This is a genomic window from Enterobacter sp. AN-K1, from assembly GCF_020971765.1.
Lineage (GTDB): Bacteria > Pseudomonadota > Gammaproteobacteria > Enterobacterales > Enterobacteriaceae > Enterobacter > Enterobacter hormaechei_C.
Window position 1 is genome coordinate 648312 of sequence record NZ_CP087390.1, and the last position, 20101, is coordinate 668412.

The 20101-nt window shown below is 55.4% G+C and carries 18 protein-coding genes; 13 read left to right on the forward strand and 5 right to left on the reverse strand.

Going from position 1 to position 20101, the window contains the following annotated elements; all coding sequences use genetic code 11:
- Positions 1 to 132 precede the first annotated feature (132 nt).
- The gene (gene yeiP / locus LOC22_RS03120; protein WP_003859355.1) at positions 133 to 705 is read left to right on the forward strand and encodes an elongation factor P-like protein YeiP; all 573 of its coding nucleotides are present in this window, start codon (positions 133 to 135) and stop codon (positions 703 to 705) included.
- Between the two features lie 116 nt (positions 706 to 821).
- On the opposite strand, the gene uxuA is transcribed toward yeiP, so the two are convergent.
- Complete coding sequence (uxuA, locus tag LOC22_RS03125; protein ID WP_045910722.1) at positions 822 to 2012, reverse strand: mannonate dehydratase; 1191 nt, start codon at positions 2010 to 2012, stop codon at positions 822 to 824.
- A gap of 203 nt (positions 2013 to 2215) precedes the next feature.
- On the opposite strand from uxuA, the gene LOC22_RS03130 reads away from it, so the two are divergent.
- The 9 genes from LOC22_RS03130 to yejF all read left to right on the forward strand — a co-directional run bounded on the left by LOC22_RS03130 (position 2216) and on the right by yejF (position 13806).
- Complete coding sequence (locus tag LOC22_RS03130; protein ID WP_230239348.1) at positions 2216 to 3682, forward strand: mannitol dehydrogenase family protein; 1467 nt, start codon at positions 2216 to 2218, stop codon at positions 3680 to 3682.
- A 123-nt stretch (positions 3683 to 3805) separates the two neighbouring features.
- Positions 3806 to 4792 carry a CobW family GTP-binding protein gene (locus LOC22_RS03135; RefSeq protein ID WP_017383393.1) on the forward strand — a complete coding sequence of 329 codons (987 nt, stop codon included), beginning with the start codon at positions 3806 to 3808 and terminating at the stop codon, positions 4790 to 4792.
- A 33-nt stretch (positions 4793 to 4825) separates the two neighbouring features.
- On the forward strand, positions 4826 to 5539 hold the full coding sequence (locus tag LOC22_RS03140) for a phosphatase PAP2 family protein (RefSeq protein ID WP_023295065.1): 714 nt from the start codon (positions 4826 to 4828) through the stop codon (positions 5537 to 5539).
- 415 nt (positions 5540 to 5954) lie between these two features.
- Positions 5955 to 6524: a bifunctional murein DD-endopeptidase/murein LD-carboxypeptidase gene (gene mepS / locus LOC22_RS03145; RefSeq protein ID WP_003859364.1), complete on the forward strand. Its 570-nt coding sequence runs from the start codon at positions 5955 to 5957 to the stop codon at positions 6522 to 6524.
- Positions 6525 to 6651: 127 nt separating this feature from the next.
- The gene (locus LOC22_RS03150; RefSeq protein WP_045327800.1) at positions 6652 to 8205 is read left to right on the forward strand and encodes a cyclic di-GMP phosphodiesterase; all 1554 of its coding nucleotides are present in this window, start codon (positions 6652 to 6654) and stop codon (positions 8203 to 8205) included.
- Between the two features lie 75 nt (positions 8206 to 8280).
- Positions 8281 to 10086 carry an extracellular solute-binding protein gene (locus LOC22_RS03155; RefSeq protein WP_230239349.1) on the forward strand — a complete coding sequence of 602 codons (1806 nt, stop codon included), beginning with the start codon at positions 8281 to 8283 and terminating at the stop codon, positions 10084 to 10086.
- Between the two features lie 9 nt (positions 10087 to 10095).
- The gene (locus LOC22_RS03160; RefSeq protein ID WP_003859369.1) at positions 10096 to 11190 is read left to right on the forward strand and encodes a microcin C ABC transporter permease YejB; all 1095 of its coding nucleotides are present in this window, start codon (positions 10096 to 10098) and stop codon (positions 11188 to 11190) included.
- Positions 11190 to 12215, forward strand: coding sequence for a microcin C ABC transporter permease (locus tag LOC22_RS03165; protein WP_017693033.1), 1026 nt, complete (start codon positions 11190 to 11192; stop codon positions 12213 to 12215). Before LOC22_RS03160 ends, LOC22_RS03165 begins: the two co-directional genes overlap by 1 nt.
- A gap of 1 nt (position 12216) precedes the next feature.
- A complete protein-coding gene (gene yejF / locus LOC22_RS03170) occupies positions 12217 to 13806 on the forward strand; it encodes a microcin C ABC transporter ATP-binding protein YejF (protein ID WP_032103234.1) in 1590 nt (529 codons plus the stop codon).
- 3 nt (positions 13807 to 13809) lie between these two features.
- Here the strand turns inward: yejF and LOC22_RS03175 are convergent, their stop codons facing one another.
- From LOC22_RS03175 to rsuA, 3 genes are all read right to left on the reverse strand, one after another.
- The gene (locus LOC22_RS03175; protein WP_003859372.1) at positions 13810 to 14154 is read right to left on the reverse strand and encodes a YejG family protein; all 345 of its coding nucleotides are present in this window, start codon (positions 14152 to 14154) and stop codon (positions 13810 to 13812) included.
- A 276-nt stretch (positions 14155 to 14430) separates the two neighbouring features.
- A complete protein-coding gene (locus tag LOC22_RS03180; protein WP_003859373.1) occupies positions 14431 to 15630 on the reverse strand; it encodes a Bcr/CflA family multidrug efflux MFS transporter in 1200 nt (399 codons plus the stop codon).
- Between the two features lie 15 nt (positions 15631 to 15645).
- Positions 15646 to 16353, reverse strand: coding sequence for a 16S rRNA pseudouridine(516) synthase RsuA (gene rsuA, locus LOC22_RS03185; RefSeq protein WP_017383401.1), 708 nt, complete (start codon positions 16351 to 16353; stop codon positions 15646 to 15648).
- A 151-nt stretch (positions 16354 to 16504) separates the two neighbouring features.
- Between rsuA and LOC22_RS03190 the strand changes: the two genes are divergently transcribed.
- Positions 16505 to 18265, forward strand: coding sequence for a DEAD/DEAH box helicase (locus LOC22_RS03190; protein WP_015572299.1), 1761 nt, complete (start codon positions 16505 to 16507; stop codon positions 18263 to 18265).
- A 125-nt stretch (positions 18266 to 18390) separates the two neighbouring features.
- Complete coding sequence (gene rplY / locus LOC22_RS03195) at positions 18391 to 18675, forward strand: 50S ribosomal protein L25 (protein ID WP_015572298.1); 285 nt, start codon at positions 18391 to 18393, stop codon at positions 18673 to 18675.
- A gap of 51 nt (positions 18676 to 18726) precedes the next feature.
- Here rplY and yejK read toward each other — a convergent pair whose 3' ends face one another.
- Positions 18727 to 19734, reverse strand: a complete 1008-nt coding sequence (gene yejK / locus LOC22_RS03200; RefSeq protein ID WP_017693031.1) for a nucleoid-associated protein YejK — start codon at positions 19732 to 19734, stop codon at positions 18727 to 18729.
- 134 nt (positions 19735 to 19868) lie between these two features.
- Between yejK and LOC22_RS03205 the strand changes: the two genes are divergently transcribed.
- Positions 19869 to 20096: a YejL family protein gene (locus LOC22_RS03205; protein WP_001135586.1), complete on the forward strand. Its 228-nt coding sequence runs from the start codon at positions 19869 to 19871 to the stop codon at positions 20094 to 20096.
- The last annotated feature ends 5 nt before the right edge of the window (positions 20097 to 20101 follow it).

A 20101-nucleotide genomic window follows, 5' to 3' on the forward strand; every position in this document is an offset into this window, starting at 1 on the left:
AGTCGGGCATTGCGCGCACAGTAACACCTTTTATGTATTGATAGCAAAACCCACGAATTCCGCTTGCCTGAAAGGCCGCGCGCGAGTAATTTGGCGCGATATTTTTTACCTCCCGTAAACAGGATTACTGCAATGCCAAGAGCGAACGAAATTAAGAAAGGTATGGTACTGAATTACAACGGCAAACTGCTGATTGTGAAAGATATCGACATTCAGGCACCCAGCGCCCGCGGCGCAGCAACGCTGTACAAAATGCGTTTCTCCGATGTACGCACCGGCCTGAAAGTGGAAGAACGTTTTAAAGGCGACGATATCGTCGATACCGTGACCCTCACCCGTCGCTACGTTGATTTCTCCTACATCGACGGCAACGAATACGTGTTCATGGATAAAGAAGATTACACCCCGTATATCTTCACTAAAGATCAGATCGAAGAAGAGCTGCTGTTTATTCCAGAAGGTGGGATGCCGGACATGCAGGTGCTGACCTGGGATGGCGTGCTGCTGGCGCTGGAGCTGCCGCAGACCGTTGATCTGGAAATTGTTGAAACGGCGCCGGGCATCAAAGGCGCGTCTGCAAGTGCGCGTAACAAACCGGCTACCCTGACTACCGGTCTGGTCGTACAGGTGCCAGAGTACCTGTCAGCGGGCGAGAAAATCCGTATCCATATCGAAGAAAAACGCTATATGGGTCGTGCTGACTGATTGCGGCGTTTGTCGGGTGGCGGCTGCGCCTTACCCGGCCTACAAAAACACAAAAACCGGCCTCAGAGCCGGTTTTTCGTAGGCCCGGTAAGCGTAGCGCCACCGGGCGATCAGGCTTAAAGAAGTTCAGGATACTTCGTCATTTTCAGCGCCAGCTCGATACCGCGCACTTCCGCCATCCCTTTCAGACGGCCAATCGCCGAATACCCTGGATTCGTTTTCTTGCGCAGATCGTCCAGCATCTGGTGCCCGTGATCCGGACGGAACGGGATAGGACGTACATCCCCCGCCTGCTTACGACGTACCTCTTCAGAGAGAATGGCATCCACCACCGCAACCATGTTCACATCGCCGCCAAGATGGGCTGCTTCGTGGAAGGTTTTCGGGTTCTCTTCACGGCAGGTTGCACGCAGGTGGGTGAAATGAATGCGATCGCCGAAGGTTTCGATCATCCGCACCAGATCGTTATCCGCCCGCACGCCATACGAGCCCGTACACATGGTAAAGCCGTTGTAGATGCTGTCCACCGTCTCTTTCAGCCACTGCATATCTTCAATCGTAGACACGATACGCGGCAGGCCAAGAATAGGACGCGGTGGATCGTCCGGATGAACCGCCAGCCGCACGCCGACTTCTTCTGCCACCGGCACGATAGCGCGCAGGAAGTGCGCCATGTTTTCACGCAGCTGGTTTTTATCGATATCACCATATTCCGCCAGGCGCGCGCGGAACTGATCGAGGGTATAACCCTCTTCCGCCCCCGGCAGACCCGCGATGATATTGCGAACCAGCTTTTCAATGTCCGCTTCACTGGCGGCATTGAACCACGCCAGCGCCTGCTGCTGCTCTTCGACGGTGTAGTCTGCTTCCGCCCCCGGACGCTTCAGAATGTGCAGTTCGAAAGCCGCAAAAGCGATTTGATCGAAACGCAGCGCCTTCGAACCATCGGCCATTTCATATTCCAGGTCGGTACGCGTCCAGTCCAGGATCGGCATAAAGTTGTAGCAGACGGTATCAATACCACAGGCTGCCAGGTTACGAATGCTCTGCTGATAATTCGCAATCCAGGTATCACACTCACCGGAGTGGGTTTTAATATCTTCGTGAACCGGAATACTTTCCACAACAGACCAGGTTAATCCCTTCTCTGCCAGCTGAGCCTGACGCTTTTGGATTTCCTCCACCGGCCACACCTGACCGTTCGGAATATGATGCAGCGCCGTGACCACACCCGTTGCGCCAGCCTGACGCACATCATCAAGAGAAACCGGATCGTTCGGCCCGTACCAACGCCAGGTTTGTTCCATTGCCCCACCCTCTCAAGTTGTTATACCAATATGTGTTACTTCAATGACGACTACCATACATGTTTAATCGAAGTGGTCAATACAGCACGCGGCATTGATTGATCAAACTCACATAACAGGGATATTTACGGCTTACCAATTTAATTTGTTGTCATATAACTTTACACTGGCATTGTTAATTAATGGTTAATCAGGTGTATTACATGAAGACTATTGCCTCCACCGCGCTTCCTGCTCATGTCCAGCAGCCCCGCTACGATCGCGAGCAGTTACGCTCCCGCATCGTCCATTTCGGTTTTGGCGCGTTCCACCGGGCGCATCAGGCGTTGTTAACAAACCGGGTACTGAATGCCAAAGGAGGCGACTGGGGAATTTGTGAGATTAGCCTCTTTAGCGGCGATGTCCTTATGGGCCAGCTCCGGGCGCAGGATCATCTGTTTACCGTGCTGGAGAAAGGTGCCGAAGGCAATCAGCCCATTATTATCGGTGCGGTAAAAGAGTGCCTGAACGCCAAACTCGACTCGCTGGCAGCCATTATTGAGAAATTCTGCGAACCGCAGGTGGCAATTGTCTCCCTCACCATTACCGAAAAAGGCTACTGTATCGATCCGGCGACGGGAAAACTGGATATGCGCAACAGCCGCATCCTGCACGATCTCGAGCACCCGTCTGAGCCGCATTCCGCGCCGGGTATTCTGGTTGAAGCGCTTCATCGCCGCCGCGAGCGGGGCCTGCCGGCGTTTACCGTGCTCTCCTGCGACAATATTCCCGACAACGGCCACGTGGTGAAAAATGCCGTTCTCGGCATGGCCGGAAAGCGTTCCGCAGCGCTGGCCGGATGGATCGAGGCGCACGTGAGCTTCCCTGGCACCATGGTCGACCGAATCGTGCCCGCCGCCACCGACGCCTCACTCGCGGAAATCACCCAGGAACTTGGCGTTGAAGATCCCTGCGCCATCAGCTGTGAACCGTTCATTCAGTGGGTAGTGGAAGATAACTTTGTCGCCGGGCGTCCGGAGTGGGAGGTCGCAGGCGTACAGATGGTTGAGGATGTCCTGCCTTGGGAGCAGATGAAGCTGCGGATGCTGAACGGCAGCCACTCCTTCCTCGCGTATCTGGGCTACCTTGCCGGCTACGCGCACATAAATGAATGTATGCAGGACGACAGTTTCCGCGAGGCGGCCCGCAGGCTGATGCTGAATGAGCAGGCCCCTACGCTGCGCATCACCAACGTTGATCTGACAGCCTATGCTGACAGCCTGCTTGACCGCTTCGCCAACCCGGCCCTACAGCATCGTACATGGCAAATCGCCATGGACGGCAGCCAGAAGCTGCCTCAGCGCATGCTGGATGGGATCCGCATGCATCTTGAGCGTAACACCGCCTGGCCATTACTGGCGCTGGGGGTGGCGGGCTGGATGCGCTACGTCAGCGGTACGGACGAACAGGGCAACGCCATTGACGTACGCGATCCGCTGAGCGACAAGTTTCAGGCCATTGTCGCTACCAGCAGCGACGCAGAACGCGTTAGCGCCCTGCTGACGCTAAATGAAATCTTTGGCGACGACCTGCCGCAAAACCCTGTCTTTGTCGAGGCAATCACCAGCGCGTACCAGCGCCTCGTCCGGCTCGGCGCGCGCCAGGCCGTTATCGAAACGTTAAAAATTTAGCGATTATTGCGTTTAAGGCGAACGGTTTTGTGCTCCGTTCGCCCTCCCTCTTCTCAATGCCCGATTTTTTCGTCAGGATGATAGATAGTTGTTACTACATCACAATTATTTATCGGAGCGCACGTGACCAAAACCAACCTGATCACCGGTTTTCTCGGCAGCGGTAAAACTACGTCCATTCTGCATTTGCTGGCCAATAAAGACCCGGCGGAAAAGTGGGCCGTGCTGGTCAACGAATTTGGCGAAGTGGGGATCGACGGCGCGTTGCTCGCCGACAGCGGCGCGATGGTGAAAGAGATCCCGGGCGGGTGTATGTGCTGCGTGAATGGTCTGCCGATGCAGGTCGGGCTGAATACGCTGCTGCGTCAGGGCAAGCCGGACCGTCTGCTGATTGAGCCTACCGGGCTGGGTCATCCTAAGCAAATCCTTGATTTACTGACCGCCCCGGTATACGAGCCGTGGCTTGAGCTGCGTGCGACGCTTTGCCTGCTCGACCCCCGCCAGCTGCTGGATGAAAAAGCAATCAATAACGACAATTTCCGCGACCAGCTCGCCTCGGCAGATATTATCGTGGCGAATAAATCCGATCGCGCGACGGCTGAGAGTCAGGCCGCGTTCCAGTCCTGGTGGCAGCAGGCTGGCGGTGGACGTCAGTATGTGCAGACGACCCAGGGCAACATTGATGGCGCCCTGCTCGACCTTCCCCGCCTAAACCAGACGCAACTGCCTGCCAGCGCTGAGCATTCGCATAGCCACGGCGCGAAGCAAGGCCTGGCTGCACTGAGCCTGCCGGAGCATCAGCGCTGGCGTCGCAACCTGAATAGCGGCCAGGGGCACCAGGCCTGCGGGTGGATCTTCGATGCCGATACGGTTTTCGACACCATTGGTATACTGGAATGGGCGAGACTCGCGCCGGTTGAGCGGGTAAAAGGGATCATGCGCACTCCGGATGGTCTGGTGCGCATTAACCGTCAGGGCGAGGATTTCTTTATTGAAACCCAGAACGTCGCGCCACCCGACAGCCGGATAGAGTTAATTAGTGCGGTTAATACCGACTGGAATGCCCTCCAGTCAAGCCTGTTGAAGCTTCGTTTAAGTTTGGGCGGCTAACGTTGCCCCTGATTTCACACATTGCTGAAGACTATGACGACTCGACTTCCTGCTATTTTATTGCTCAACGCTGCCGGCCTGGCGATCTTTTTCTCCTGGTATATCCCGGCGGATCACGGTTTCTGGTTCCCGCTGGATTCCGGGCTGTTCCACTTCTTTAACCAGGCGCTGGCGAAGAGTGAAGCCTTCCTGTGGCTGGTGGCGATCACCAACAACCGCGCGTTTGACGGCTGTTCGCTGCTGGCAATGGGCTGTCTGATGCTCTCCTTCTGGCTGAAGGAAGACAAAACGGGTCGTCGCCGTATTCTGATTATCGGCCTGGTGATGCTGCTGACGGCCGTGATTATCAACCAGCTGGCGCAGCATCTGATGCCGGTTAAACGCGCCAGTCCTTCGCTCTTTTTCCCGAATATTAACCGCGTCAGCGAGCTGCTTCATATTCCAACCAAAGATGCCTCGAAGGACAGTTTCCCGGGCGACCACGGTATGATGCTGCTGATTTTTGCAGGCTTCATGCTGCGCTATTTTGGTAAAAAAGCCTTCGCCATCGCCCTGGTTATTGTGGTGGTATTTGCATTCCCGCGGGTGATGATTGGCGCTCACTGGCTGACAGATATCGCCGTAGGCTCCCTCACGGCGGTGTTAATTGGTTTACCGTGGGTGCTGATGACCCCACTCAGCGATCGCATAATAGGCATTTTTGATCGCTATCTTCCTGGCAAATTTAAACAAGCTGGAAACAAATAAATAACGAAAATTAACACCATTCATCAGGGATCGTTTTCGATCCCTGCGTCACTTCTTTTCGGCGTCATTCAACGCTGTCATCACCCCGTCATACAATTCGTGATAAAAATGAAGCAATTGCTGGGATTACCGATATGAATGGCGGCATTTTGAGCAATTCCGCGCTGTAACTTTGTGTATCACATTTTCTTATAAAAAAACGGACTTTTTTGCTCGCAATACCCCATGCAATCGGTTAACCTCGAACTCGTTTTGCCCCACTGAGATAATTATTATCATGGTGAATAATTTTGTGCGTTGAGCCACAGTTTTCACCATAAAGAATTGTCTCATTGTGAACAGATTATTAGTCTCGTCACGGTTGGCATTTTTATAACGATATTTTCGTTAAGGACTTCAAGGGAAAACAAACAAAATGGTCAAATCTCAACCAATCTTGAGATATATCTTGCGGGGGATCCCGGCGATTGCAGTGGCGGTTCTGCTTTCGGCATGTAGTACGACGAACACCGCGAAGAATATGCATCCTGAGACGCGTGTTGTGGGAATGGAAGATTCCTCTTCACTGCAAGCCTCTCAGGATGAATTTGAAAATATGGTACGTAATCTCGACGTTAAGTCGCGTATTATGGATCAGTATGCTGACTGGAAAGGCGTGCGTTACCGTCTGGGCGGCAGCACCAAGAAAGGCATCGATTGTTCCGCGTTCGTACAGCGTACGTTCCGTGAGCAGTTTGGGTTAGACCTTCCGCGTTCTACTTATGAACAGCAGGAAATGGGCAAATCCATTTCGCGCACTAAACTGCGCACGGGCGATTTAGTCCTGTTCAGAGCGGGTTCAACCGGTCGACACGTTGGCATCTATATCGGTAACGATCAGTTTGTCCATGCTTCCACCAGCAGTGGTGTGACGATTTCCAGCATGAACGAACCTTACTGGAAGAAGCGCTACAACGAAGCTCGCCGCGTTCTGAGCCGTAGTTAATATTGCTGTCGTATCGTTGGTTATCCCTTGGCTGGCGATACGATAAAAAAAGCACTGCTCCGGCAGTGTTTTTTTTTGCCCGTTACACTGATAACTATCCAGCGGCATTTCAGGAATCACGACATCTATGTTTACCCGCTACTTCTCCAGCAACCGCAAGATTCTGTTTCTCAGTTTCCTTACGGGGTTATTCACTGCCCTGCTCCTGGGAGCATTACAGTTTTACTGGAGTTACCACAAGCGAGACGTCAGATTCGATACCCTTATTACCGATTTAAGCGTCTACATGGAGAGCTATTTCGATGAGCTCAAAATGTCGATTGATACACTCCAGCCACTCACGCTAAACAGCTGCGAGGAAGTGAGTGCCGCCCTGACCTCCCGGGCGGCCTTTAGCATCAACGTGCGCGCCTTTTTGCTGGTCAGGGATAAAAACGCCTACTGCTCTTCCGCCACCGGCCCGATGAATGTCCCTCTGGAAGCGCTTATTCCTGAACTGCACATCAATAAACAGGTTGATATGGCGCTCCTGCCGGGCACCCCCATGATGCCGGACAAGCCCGCGATTGCCATCTGGTATCGCAACCCACTGGTGAAGGACGGCGGTGTATTTACCTCCGTTAATCTTAACCTGACTCCTTATCTCCTCTACACCTCAAGACAGGATGAGTTTGCCGGTATTTCCATCATTATTGGCGATTATGCGTTATCAACCCATTCCGGAACGCTGGTCTCTGCGCGTGATTTGCCTGATATCCCGGTCCGTACCGCCACGCTGAAAAATGTGCCTCTGACCATCCATGTTTATGCGGAAGCCTGGACGACCGATGAAGTGCTGTACGCCCTGTTTTTCGGCCTGGTCTGCGGTATCGCGGCGGGCCTGTTGAATTTCTATATTCTTACTATCCGTCTTAATCCGGGGAAAGAGATCCTAACGGCCATCAAACGCGACCAGTTTTACGTGGTCTATCAACCCGTCGTGGATGCGCAGTCGCTCAAAATGACCGGGCTGGAAGTCCTGATGCGCTGGAAGCATCCGGTGATGGGAGAAATTCCACCGGATGCCTTTATTAATTTCGCTGAAGCGCAGAAGCTGATTGTCCCACTGACGCTGCATCTTTTTGACCTGATTATCCGCGATGCCCCTGTCCTGCAAACGGTGCTCCCGCCTGGGGCCAAGTTTGGGATCAACATCGCGCCCGGGCATCTGCATGCGGAAAGCTTTAAAGAGGATATGCGCGCGTTTGCCGCCGCCCTTCCGCCCGATCACTTCCAGATTGTGCTGGAAATAACCGAGCGCGATATGATCAACCACCGCGAGGCTAATCAGCTGTTCGAATGGCTGCACGAAGAAGGTTTTGAAATTGCCATCGATGATTTTGGCACCGGCCACAGCGCGCTGATCTATCTGGAACGCTTTACGATGGATTACCTGAAAATTGACCGTGGCTTCGTGAATGCCATCGGGACTGAAACCGTCACCTCGCCAGTGCTTGACGCGGTGCTGACGCTGGCAGAACGCCTGAATATGTTAACCGTTGCCGAGGGTGTTGAAACGCCGGAGCAGGCGGCGTGGCTGCGCGAGCATGGCGTGAACTATCTTCAGGGCTACTGGATCGGCCGCCCGATGCCGCTGGAGCAGTTCAGGACGTGGCAACCCGACATCACGCTCGGGGAATAATTTCACAATCACGGCGCTGTCCCTTATTATTCTGTTCAACCGAGCCTGCCTGTGAACAAAGGGATCCGCCGCACTATGATTATGCGCGTTGTGTTGACGCTATTGGCGCTGGTGAGCCTGTCGAGCCAGGCGCAGACCATCAAAGAGAGCACGGCCTTTGCCGTCATTGGCGAGCCGAAGTACGCGGTTAACTTTAACCACTACGATTACGTTAACCCCGCCGCCCCGAAAGGCGGAAACGTGACGCTTTCCGCCACGGGAACGTTTGACAACTTTAACCGCTTTGCCCTGCGCGGCGTGGCGGCAGCGCGTACCGAATCCCTCTATGACACGCTGTTCGTCACCTCCGACGACGAGCCCGGCAGCTATTATCCCCTGGTTGCTGAGAACGTGCGTTACGCCGATGATTTCAGCTGGGCAGAAATCGCGATTAATCCGCGGGCGCGTTTTCACGACGGTACGCCGGTTAGCGCCCGTGACGTGGCATTCACCTTTCATAAATTTATGACCGAAGGCGTGCCGCAGTTTCGTCTGGTGTACAAGGGCACCACGGTGAAAGCCATCGCCCCGCTGACCGTGCGAATCGAACTCCCTGAGCCGAACAAAGAGAATATGCTGAGCCTGTTCTCCCTGCCCGTCATGCCCGAATCCTTCTGGAAAAATCATAAGCTGAGCGATCCCCTCTCTACCCCGCCGCTGGCCGGAGGGCCGTATCGCATTACCGACTGGCGAATGGGCCAGTACGTGATCTATTCCCGGGTGAAAGATTACTGGGCAGCCACGCTGCCGGTAAACCGGGGCCGCTGGAACTTCGATACAATCCGCTACGACTACTACCTGGATGATAACGTGGCCTTCGAGGCATTTAAGGCGGGCGCGTTTGATTTACGTGTCGAGAACAGCGCCAAAAATTGGGCGACCCGCTATATCGGAAAAAATTTCGCGAAAGGCTATATCGTTAAAGACGAACACAAAAACGAATCCGCGCAGGACACGCGCTGGCTGGCGTTTAATATTCAGCGCCCGGTTTTTTCCGATCGTCGGGTGCGTGAAGCCATTACCCTGGCGTTTGATTTCGAATGGATGAACAAAGCGCTGTTTTACGGAGCCTACAGCCGGGCGAACAGCTATTTCCAGAATACTGAATATGCCGCCCGTGATTATCCCCACGCGGACGAGCTGGTTTTGCTGGCGTCAATGAAAGCGGAGCTCCCGCCGGAGGTGTTCACCCGCGTATTTGAACCGCCCAAATCCGACGGAAACGGGTTCGACCGGGACAACCTGCTGAAAGCCAGCAACCTGCTGGATGATGCTGGCTGGGTGCTGAAAAATCGGCAACGGGTTAATGTGCAAACCGGTAAACCGCTCAGCTTCGAACTGCTGATTGCCTCCGGCGCAAACGATCAGTGGGTGCTGCCATTTAAGAAGAACCTTGCCCGGCTTGGCGTCACCATGAATATCCGCCAGGTCGATATGGCCCAGTTAACCAACCGCAAGCGCAGTCGCGATTACGACATGATGCAGACCCTGTGGGCCGCGCAGCCGTGGCCGAGTTCAGATCTGCAAATCTCCTGGGCATCGGGTTATATCGACTCCTCCTACAACGCCCCGGGCGTAAAGAGCCCGGTGATAGATGCGCTGATTGCAAAAATTGTCGCCGCTCAGGGCGATAAGAACAAGCTTCTGCCGCTTGGCCGCGCGCTCGATCGGGTCTTAACCTGGAACTATTACATGCTGCCGATGTGGTATATGGGCGAAGATCGCGTGGCCCGCTGGGATAAATTCTCCCTGCCTGCCGTTCGCCCGGTCTACACCCTCGGCTTTGACACCTGGTGGTATGACGTGAATAAAGCCGCAAAACTGCCCGCAGAGCGGCGTTAAGGAGTGACGATGGGCGCTTATCTTATCCGCCGGCTGCTGTTAGTGATCCCGACGCTGTGGGCCATCATTACCATTAACTTTTTTATCGTCCAGATCGCCCCCGGCGGTCCGGTGGACCAGGCAATTGCGGCAATAGAATTTGGTCACGCTGGCGGCATGCCGGGCGGCGGCGGTGAAGGAATGGGGGCCAGCCATGCCCGGACGGGCGTGGGCAACATCAGCGAAAGCCACTACCGGGGCGGTCGCGGACTGGATCCGGAGGTGATCGCCGAGATCACCCATCGCTATGGTTTTGACAAGCCGCTGCACGAGCGTTATTTCAGGATGCTCTGGGATTATGTCCGTTTCGATTTTGGCGACAGCCTGTTTCGCAGCGCATCGGTGTTAACCCTGATCAAACAAAGCCTGCCGGTTTCCATCACGCTCGGACTGTGGGGGACGCTGATTATTTATCTGGTCTCCATTCCGCTGGGGATCCGAAAAGCGGTCTACAACGGTAGCCGTTTTGATATCTGGAGCAGCACATTCATTATCATCGGCTACGCTATCCCGGCGTTTCTGTTTGCCGTGCTGCTGATTGTCTTTTTCGCCGGCGGCAGTTATTTCGACCTCTTCCCGCTGCGCGGGCTGGTCTCTGCGGATTTCAGCACCCTGCCGTGGTATCAGAAAATCACCGATTACTTCTGGCACATCACGCTTCCGGTGCTGGCGACGGTCATCGGCGGTTTTGCGGCGCTTACGATGCTGACCAAAAACGCCTTTCTTGATGAGATCCGCAAACAGTACGTCGTCACCGCGCGCGCCAAGGGTGTCGGTGAAAAGCAGATCATGTGGAAGCACGTTTTTCGTAACGCCATGCTGCTGGTGATTGCCGGTTTCCCCGCCACGTTCATCAGTATGTTTTTTACCGGCTCGCTGCTGATAGAGGTGATGTTCTCGCTCAACGGATTAGGGCTGCTGGGCTATGAGGCCACCGTCTCCCGTGATTATCCGGTGATGTTTGGCACGCTCTACATTTTCACCCTGATCGGCCTGCTGCTGAACATCATCAGCGATATCAGCTATACGCTGGTCGATCCCCGTATCGATTTTGAGGGCCGCTGATGTCGCGTTTAAGCCCCGTCAATCAGGCCCGCTGGGCGCGTTTTCGCCACAACCGTCGCGGCTACTGGTCGCTGTGGATCTTCGCCGTCCTGTTCGCCTTAAGTATGTGTTCGGAACTGATTGCCAACGATAAACCCCTGCTGGTGCATTTCAAAGACCGCTGGTATGTGCCGGTGCTGGCCACCTACAGCGAAAGCGATTTTGGCGGCCCGTTTGCGACGCCAGCCGAGTACCAGGATCCCTGGTTACGTGAACAGATAGCGCAGCACGGCTGGGCTATCTGGGCGCCGATTCGTTTTGGCGCGAACAGTATTAACTTCGCCACGTCCACCCCCTTCCCTTCGCCGCCTTCCGCGCAAAACTGGCTGGGAACGGACGCCAACGGCGGCGATGTGCTGGCGCGCATTCTCTATGGCACCCGCATCTCGCTCCTGTTTGGGCTGCTGCTGACGCTCTTTAGCAGCGTAATGGGCGTTGTGGCGGGCGCCGTGCAGGGCTATTACGGGGGTAAAATAGATTTATGGGGACAGCGCGTGATTGAAGTCTGGTCCGGTATGCCGACGCTGTTTCTGATTATCCTGCTGTCCAGCGTGGTACAGCCTGGCTTCTGGTGGCTGCTCGGGATCACCGTCCTGTTCGGCTGGATGGCGCTGGTCGGCGTGGTGCGCGCGGAGTTTCTGCGTACGCGGAATTACGACTATATTCGCGCTGCGCAGGCGTTAGGCGTGAGCGATGGCGCAATCATCTTCCGCCACATGCTTCCCAATGCTGTGGTGGCGACCCTCACCTTCCTGCCGTTTATTTTGTGCAGCTCCATTACCACCCTGACGTCGCTTGATTTTCTTGGTTTCGGTTTGCCGCTGGGCTCACCGTCCCTTGGCGAACTGCTGTTGCAGGGCAAAAACAATCTCCAGGCCCCCTGGCTGGGCATCGCCGCATTCCTCTCCGTGGCGGTGCTCCTTTCCCTGCTGATTTTTATTGGCGAAGCCGTGCGCGATGCCTTCGATCCCAACAAGGCGGTATGACATGACCCGGCCTCTTCTGAGTATAGAGAACCTGTCGATTGCGTTTTCAAAACAGGGCGAATCACGCACGGTGGTGACGGATTTATCGTTGCAGATCCAGCGCGGAGAGACGCTGGCGCTGGTCGGGGAATCCGGCTCCGGTAAGAGCGTTTCGGCGCTGTCGGTGTTGCGCCTGCTCCCTTCCCCGCCGGTCAGCTATCCGCAGGGGGATATTCTGTTCCATGGACAATCGCTGCTGAACGCTGACGAGCAAACCCTGCGCGGCATTCGTGGCAACAACATCGCCATGATTTTTCAGGAGCCGATGGTGTCGCTCAACCCACTGCATACCCTGGAAAAACAGCTCTATGAAGTGCTGTCACTTCATCGGGGAATGCGTAAAGAGGCAGCGCGGGGTGAAATTCTGGACTGCCTTGAACGCACCGGTATCCGTAATGCGGCGAAACGGCTGAACGATTTCCCGCACCAGCTTTCCGGCGGCGAGCGCCAGCGCGTGATGATTGCAATGGCCCTGCTCACGCGCCCCGAACTGCTGATTGCCGATGAACCTACTACCGCGCTGGACGTCACGGTACAGGCACAAATTCTGCAACTGCTGCGCGAACTGCGCGACGAGCTGAACATGAGCCTGCTGTTTATTACGCACAACCTGAGCATCGTGAAAAAGCTCGCTGACGCGGTGGCCGTGATGCAAAACGGCCGCTGCGTGGAACAGAACCGGGCATCCGCCCTGCTGAGCGCGCCTCAGCACCCGTATACACAGCGCCTGCTCGATAGCGAACCCGCTGGCGACCCGGTTCCGCTTAACGCTGACAGCGCGCCGTTGCTGAGGGTTGAGGGGCTGTCGGTGTCATTCCCGATCCGCAAAGGCATTTTGCGTCGCGTGGTCGATCACAATCATGTTCTGAAAGACATGAGCTTCGCTCTGCGTCCGGGCGAATCGCTTGGGCTTGTGGGCGAGTCCGGTTCAGGCAAAAGCACCACCGGCCTGGCGCTGCTGCGCCTGATCGCCTCTCAGGGAAGCATTGTTTTTGACGGCATGCCGCTGCAAAACCTGAATCGCCGGATGATGCTTCCCGTGCGTCCGCGGATGCAGGTGGTATTTCAGGATCCAAACTCTTCGCTTAACCCGCGCCTGAGCGTATTACAGATTATTGAAGAGGGCCTGCGCGTCCACCAGCCGACAATGACGGCGCAACAGCGTGAAATCGACGTGATGCGGGTGATGGCGGAAGTGGGTTTAGATCCCGAGACCCGGCACCGGTATCCGGCTGAGTTTTCCGGCGGACAGCGCCAGCGTATAGCGATTGCCCGCGCGCTGATCCTGAAACCGGAGCTGATCGTGCTGGACGAGCCAACCTCTTCCCTGGACCGCACCGTGCAGGCGCAAATTCTGGCGCTGCTGAAGGGGCTACAGGAAAAGCATCGGCTGGCCTATATCTTTATCAGCCACGATTTACAGGTGGTGCGTGCGCTTTGCCATCAGGTGGTGGTATTGCGGCAGGGAGAAGTCGTTGAGCAGGGAGAGTGCCAGCGCGTATTCACCGCGCCGACGCAGGATTACACACGCCAGCTATTGTCCGCTGACTAGCACTCAGAAAGGATATTGACCGGAGAACGGCTCGGCAATGGCCACGCCGAAGTTTTTCAGACGACAGGTGGCGGCAAACTCATCCTGGCTGTTAACAAACAGGCACGGCTCACCTTCGCATTCCAGCACGGAGCTGTCCACTTCGATGTCCGTCAGCGCCTGGCTGAGACGTTCCATGACCGGCCACGCATTTTCATCGCTCGGGCTGAGCAGTTTGAGGGCCACCAGACAATTATCCTCCCCGGCAACGCTTTGCGGAATCGGTTCAACTTTCGAACCTGCAAAACCCGTCGACCAGCGATAGCTCTGGGGCAAGCGATGGACAATGGAGAGTTGTAATGTATTCACGTTCAGATCCCCGGAAGCAAATTTACTTCACAATTTATTTACATTTATAGTAACACATCATCGCCAACCTGCACTGTTTAGCGGATTTTATAGGCGTTGCAGGCTCGCGTCGGCGCTATATGTACCCGTTTCTGCGATCTAACTCAACCTTTTTAAATACAATGATGTGACTTTTTACATAAATAGATTTTACATAAAAGAAACAAACACAGGGTAAACGAACGGAGGGTTGGTTGATATGGGTCAACAAAAAGGCCCGTCACGGGCCTTAAGTGGTCATTTATGCGCCGTCTTTCGCGGCCGGCTGGCGTAAAGATAGAAGAGAATGGAGCAGGTCGCGCAGAGGGCAATCGCCCACAGCATCGGCCAGGCAGTATTAAACGTCGCCGTCGAGAGCAGCGCCCCGACTATCGCGCCAATTCCGAAACGGAACGTTCCTGCCAGCGACGAGGCGGTGCCTGCCATATGCGGAAATTCGTCGAGGATCACCGCCATCGCGTTGGATGAAACCATCGACACGCAGCCGACAAACGCCGCCACGCCCACCACCAGCGCCCAGAAACCGACGCCCAGCAACGCGCTCAATACCAGCCAGATAGCCATCACGAACTGGATCCACAGCCCGGCGCGGAACATATTCAGCGCCCCAACCCGCCGGACAAAGCGGCTGTTGATAATGGTCATCACAAACAGGAACACAATATTCAGCGCGAAGTAGTAACCAAAATGCTGGGGTGACACATGGTTCAGTTCGATGTACACAAACGGCCCCGCGCTCAGGAACGAAAACATTCCGGCAAAGCTGAAGCCGCTGGCCAGCATATAGCTCAGCACACGTTTATGGCGAAACAGCGAGGCAAAGTTGCCAAGCGTGGTGCGAACGTGGAACTTCTGACGTCGCTCGACCGGCAGCGTTTCATCGATAAAGACGAAGATCATCACCGAGGCCAGCAGCGCGGCAATCGCCAGGATCCAGAAAATCGCATGCCAGCTGAACCACACCAGGACCGCCCCGCCCACCATGGGGGCGACCAGCGGCGCAATGGTCGTGACCAGCATGACGAACGACATCATGCGTGAAAACTCTTCCTTCGGGTAGACGTCGCGCATCAGCGCGTTAATCACCACGCTTGCCGCAGCCGCCGCCAGGCCATGGAAGAAGCGCATCACAATCAGCTGATCGATACTCTGCGCCAGCGCGCAGGCCACCGCCGCCGCGGCAAATATCAATGTCCCGCCCAGGATAACCGGTTTACGCCCCAGGCTGTCGGCCATTGGGCCATAAAAGAGCTGACCGAGGGCAAAACCAAGAATGTAGGTGCTGAGCGTCATCTGCGCGCTGCCTGCCGGTACGCCAAACTGCGCGGAAATCACCGGCAGCGCGGGCAGATACATATCGATAGACAGCGGCATCAGCATGGCCAGCAGGCCAAGGATAAATACAATTTTAAACGACGAGTGTGGCCTGGTGGTCACAGGGTTCTCCTGAATTTAGCGTGAAGGCAGCCCGACGCTGGCAATCTCTTCTTCCGTCAGCGGGCGATATTCCCCTGGGGCCAGGTCTGGATCGAGTTCAATCGCGCCGATACGTTCACGATGCAGCCCCACAACGTGGTTGCCCACGGCGGCAAACATCCGCTTCACCTGATGGTAGCGGCCTTCACTGATGGTCAGACGGACGTCCGTGGGGGTGAGGATTTCCAGCACCGCCGGTTTGGTCAGATCCTTCTCATTATGCAGCTGAACGCCTTTCGCGAATTGCTCTGCCGTGTCATCCGAGACCGGAGACTCAAGCATCACCCGATAGGTTTTCTCACAGTGATGGCGCGGGGAGGTGATGCGGTGCGACCACTGGCCGTCATCGGTCATCAGCACCAGGCCGGTGGTATCGATATCCAGTCGCCCTGCCGCATGCAGCTTGTGCGCCACAGGTTCGTCGAGGAAATAGAGCACCGTCGGGTGATCCGGATCGTCCGTTGAACAGACGTAACCTTCCGGTTTGTTGAGCATGAAGTAGCGCGGGCCATTCTGCTGGGTCAGCGGGTTGCCGTCATACTCCACCTGGTGCTCAGGCTGGAGTTTAAAAGCGCTGTCTTTCACAATGTCGCCGTCCACGGTTACGCGGCTGGCGCGAATTTCACGCCCGGCAATAGCGCGGCTTACGCCGAGTTGCTGAGCGATAAACTTATCAAGTCGCATGAAATCTTTTTAGCCTTAATGGTGCTGGAAGTCGGACTACGCGTCCGAAAAAGAAGCAGTCAGAAACAGTTCAGTATAATGGTCTGGTTGCGCCACTCAAGGGAAAAAGTTTCGTGGCATACTATATGCGAGTTAACTGAATAGAGAAGCCATGACGTTCACATTACGCCCCTATCAGCAGGAAGCCGTTGATGCCACCCTCGCCTGGTTTCGCAAGCATCGGGAGCCCGCCGCCATCGTTCTCCCGACCGGAGCCGGTAAAAGCCTGGTGATTGCCGAACTGGCGCGCCTGGCCCGCGGACGCGTGCTGGTGCTGGCGCACGTCAAAGAGCTGGTGGCGCAAAACCACGCCAAATATTGCGCGCTCGGCCTGGAGGCCGACATTTTTGCCGCCGGACTGAAGCGCAAAGAGAGCCACGGAAAAGTGGTGTTTGGCAGCGTACAATCCGTTGCGCGCAACCTGGAACTGTTTCGCAGCGAGTTTTCCCTGCTGATTGTCGATGAGTGTCACCGCATCAGCGATGACGACGACAGCCAGTATCAGCAAATCCTCACTCATCTGAAAAAGGTGAATCCTCACCTCCGTCTGCTTGGCCTCACCGCCACGCCGTTTCGTCTGGGCAAGGGCTGGATTTATCAGTTTCATTATCACGGCATGGTGCGTGGCGATGAAAAGGCCCTGTTCCGCGACTGTATCTATGAGCTTCCGCTGCGCTACATGATCAAGCACGGCTACCTGACGCCGCCGGAGCGGCTGGATATGCCCGTCGTGCAGTACGATTTCAGCCGTTTACAGGCGCAGAGCAACGGGCTGTTCAGCGAGGCAGATCTTAACCATGAGCTGAAAAAACAGAAGCGGATCACGCCGCATATCATCAGCCAGATTGAAGAGTTCGCGCAAACGCGCAAAGGGGTGATGATTTTTGCTGCCACTGTCGAACACGCGCGCGAAATTACGGGGCTGCTGCCCGCCGACGACGCGGCGTTAATTACCGGTGAAACCCCCGGCCTGGAGCGCGACAGCCTGATTGAGGACTTCAAAGCTCAGCGGTTCCGCTATCTGGTGAATGTCTCCGTACTAACCACCGGCTTTGACGCCCCGCACGTCGACCTGATTGCGATTCTTCGCCCGACGGAATCCGTCAGCCTGTATCAGCAGATTGTTGGCCGCGGGCTGCGTCTGGCGCCGGGCAAAACCGACTGTCTGATCCTTGATTACGCCGGTAACCCGCACGATCTCTATTCGCCGGAAGTCGGCACGCCAAAAGGCAAGAGCGACAACGTGCCCGTTCAGGTTTTTTGCCCTGCCTGCGGGTTTGCCAACACCTTCTGGGGGAAAACCACCGCCGACGGCACGCTGATCGAACATTTTGGCCGCCGCTGTCAGGGCTGGTTTGAAGACGATGAAGGCCATCGCGAACAGTGTGACTTCCGCTTCCGCTTCAAAAACTGCCCGCAGTGCAATGCCGAAAACGACATTGCCGCCCGCCGCTGTCGGGAGTGCGACACGGTCCTGGTCGACCCGGACGACATGCTGAAAGCGGCGCTGAAGCTGAAAGATGCGCTGGTGCTGCGCTGTTCCGGCATGGCCTTACAGCCCGGCGCGGATGAAAAAGGCGAGTGGCTAAAAATTACCTACTACGACGAGGATGGCGCAGACGTCAGCGAGCGGTTCCGGGTCCAGACGCCCGCCCAGCGCACCGCGTTCGAGCAGCTCTTTATCCGCCCGCATACCCGCACGCCTGGCGTGCCGCTGCGCTGGATAACCGTGGCCGATATCGTGCGCCAGCAGGCGTTACTGCGCCATCCTGATTTTGTTGTCGCCCGTAAAAAAGGGCAGTTCTGGCAGGTGCGTGAGAAGGTCTTTGACTATGAAGGACGCTTTCGCCGGGCAAACGAATTGCGCGGTTAACGGGACTTTTCGTTGATGCGCGAGCCATTTGAGTATAAAATGCCGCCCGCTTCACATCCGTGAGGCAGAACACTCACCTGCTGCTGGGTCGCCTGTAGTAGGGTTTTAAATACAGAGAGAAATCAATGTTCACTATCGAAGCAGAAGTACGTAACGTGCAGGGTAAGGGTGCGAGCCGCCGCCTGCGTACCGCAAACAAGTTCCCGGCTATCGTTTACGGTGGCGAAGCTGCTCCAGTTGCTATTGAACTGGATCACGACAAAGTATGGAACATGCAGAACAAAGCTGAATTCTACAGCGAAGTTCTGACCATCGTTGTTGACGGTAAAGAAGAAAAAGTGAAAGTTCAGGCTGTTCAGCGTCACGCATTCAAGCCAAAACTGACTCACATCGACTTCGTTCGCGCGTAATCGCAAACCTGTCGAGAAAAACCCCGCGTTAGCGGGGTTTTTTTATGGCTGTTACTTACCGCCAGAGGTGCGACGCTGAAGCTGGTCGCGCAGATTCGGCGGCGTGCCTTTAATGGTCAGCGTGTCGGTGGCCGGGTCCCAAAAGATACGTTCCCCGAGCAGCATGGCATCAAAGTTAATGGTTAACCCACCGCCGCTACCGGCAAATTTCGTCAGCTGACGCAGCGTACTGCGATCCGCCGGAAAGCTCTCTTCCAGCTCATAGCCTTTTTCCGCAGTAAATTCCTGGAAGCTGACTTCGCTGACGCCTGCCAGCTCTTTGGACAGCGACTCCAGCTCAATCTCTTCCCCGGCCTGTAACTGCTCGTTGCAGTAGCTGTAAACCTGCTGACGCACGGTCTGACGCTCAGATTTATCAAGCTGCGCCTCAGCCGTAAAGTCATCCACCGCCTGGAGTAGACCTTTGTTCTGCGCTTTGGCATTCAGCCCTTCGCTGGCGCCGAGGAAGTCCATAAAGAAATCCGCCACTTTGCGGCCCACGCGGCCTTTAAGGAAGGTCAGATAGCGCGTTGATTCCGGGTTGGTTTCCCATTCGGTTAAATCGATACGCGCCACAATATCCGCATGGTTGATATCCAGGTAGTGCGTTGAGCTGATATCCAGCTGCTCGTTCACGCGCATACTGCTTAAGTTATTCAGCACGGTGACCAGCAGATACTCTACCGCCAGATAGCGGTAGTGGCAGAACAGGACGATACCGCCATCGGCGAAGGGATATTTCGCCAGCTCGTCACGCAGACGGCCAGTAGCAGCGCGGCTGAATGCCAGGAAATCCTCTTCGCCCTGACGTTGCAGGCGCAGGCTATCCGCCAGTTCGCTCTCTTCGCTGAACAAGCCATAGGCTTTATTTTTCGCGCTGTAGACGCGATGCAACTCCGCCATCATCTCGACAACGGTAGGCGTTGGTTCCAGTAACGAATCGCGCAGCACCACTTCAAGGGTTTGCTCATCACGCTTGATAAGCTGGTGCAAGGCAATCTGGTTGATTTCCAGACTCATGATAAAATCTCCTTTTAGACCGGGCGGTATTCAACCACCACCAACGCATGTGTGCAACAGAAGATAAAAAAGGGGAAAAAAAGCTGTTGCTACGGTAATATGTCGCCCTTCTCTCAACAAACTGATTTTGATTTATGCCACAACATTCCCGCTACAGTGACGAACACGTTGAACAATTGCTCAGTGAGCTGGTCAACGTACTGGAAAAACATAAAACGCCAACCGATCTCTCCCTGATGGTTTTGGGAAATATGGTTACCAACCTGATCAATACCAGCGTTGCTCCGGCTCAGCGTCAGGCGATCGCCAAATCTTTCGCCCAGGCTTTGCAGTCCTCCGTTAGCGACGACCAGGCACACTAAGGGAA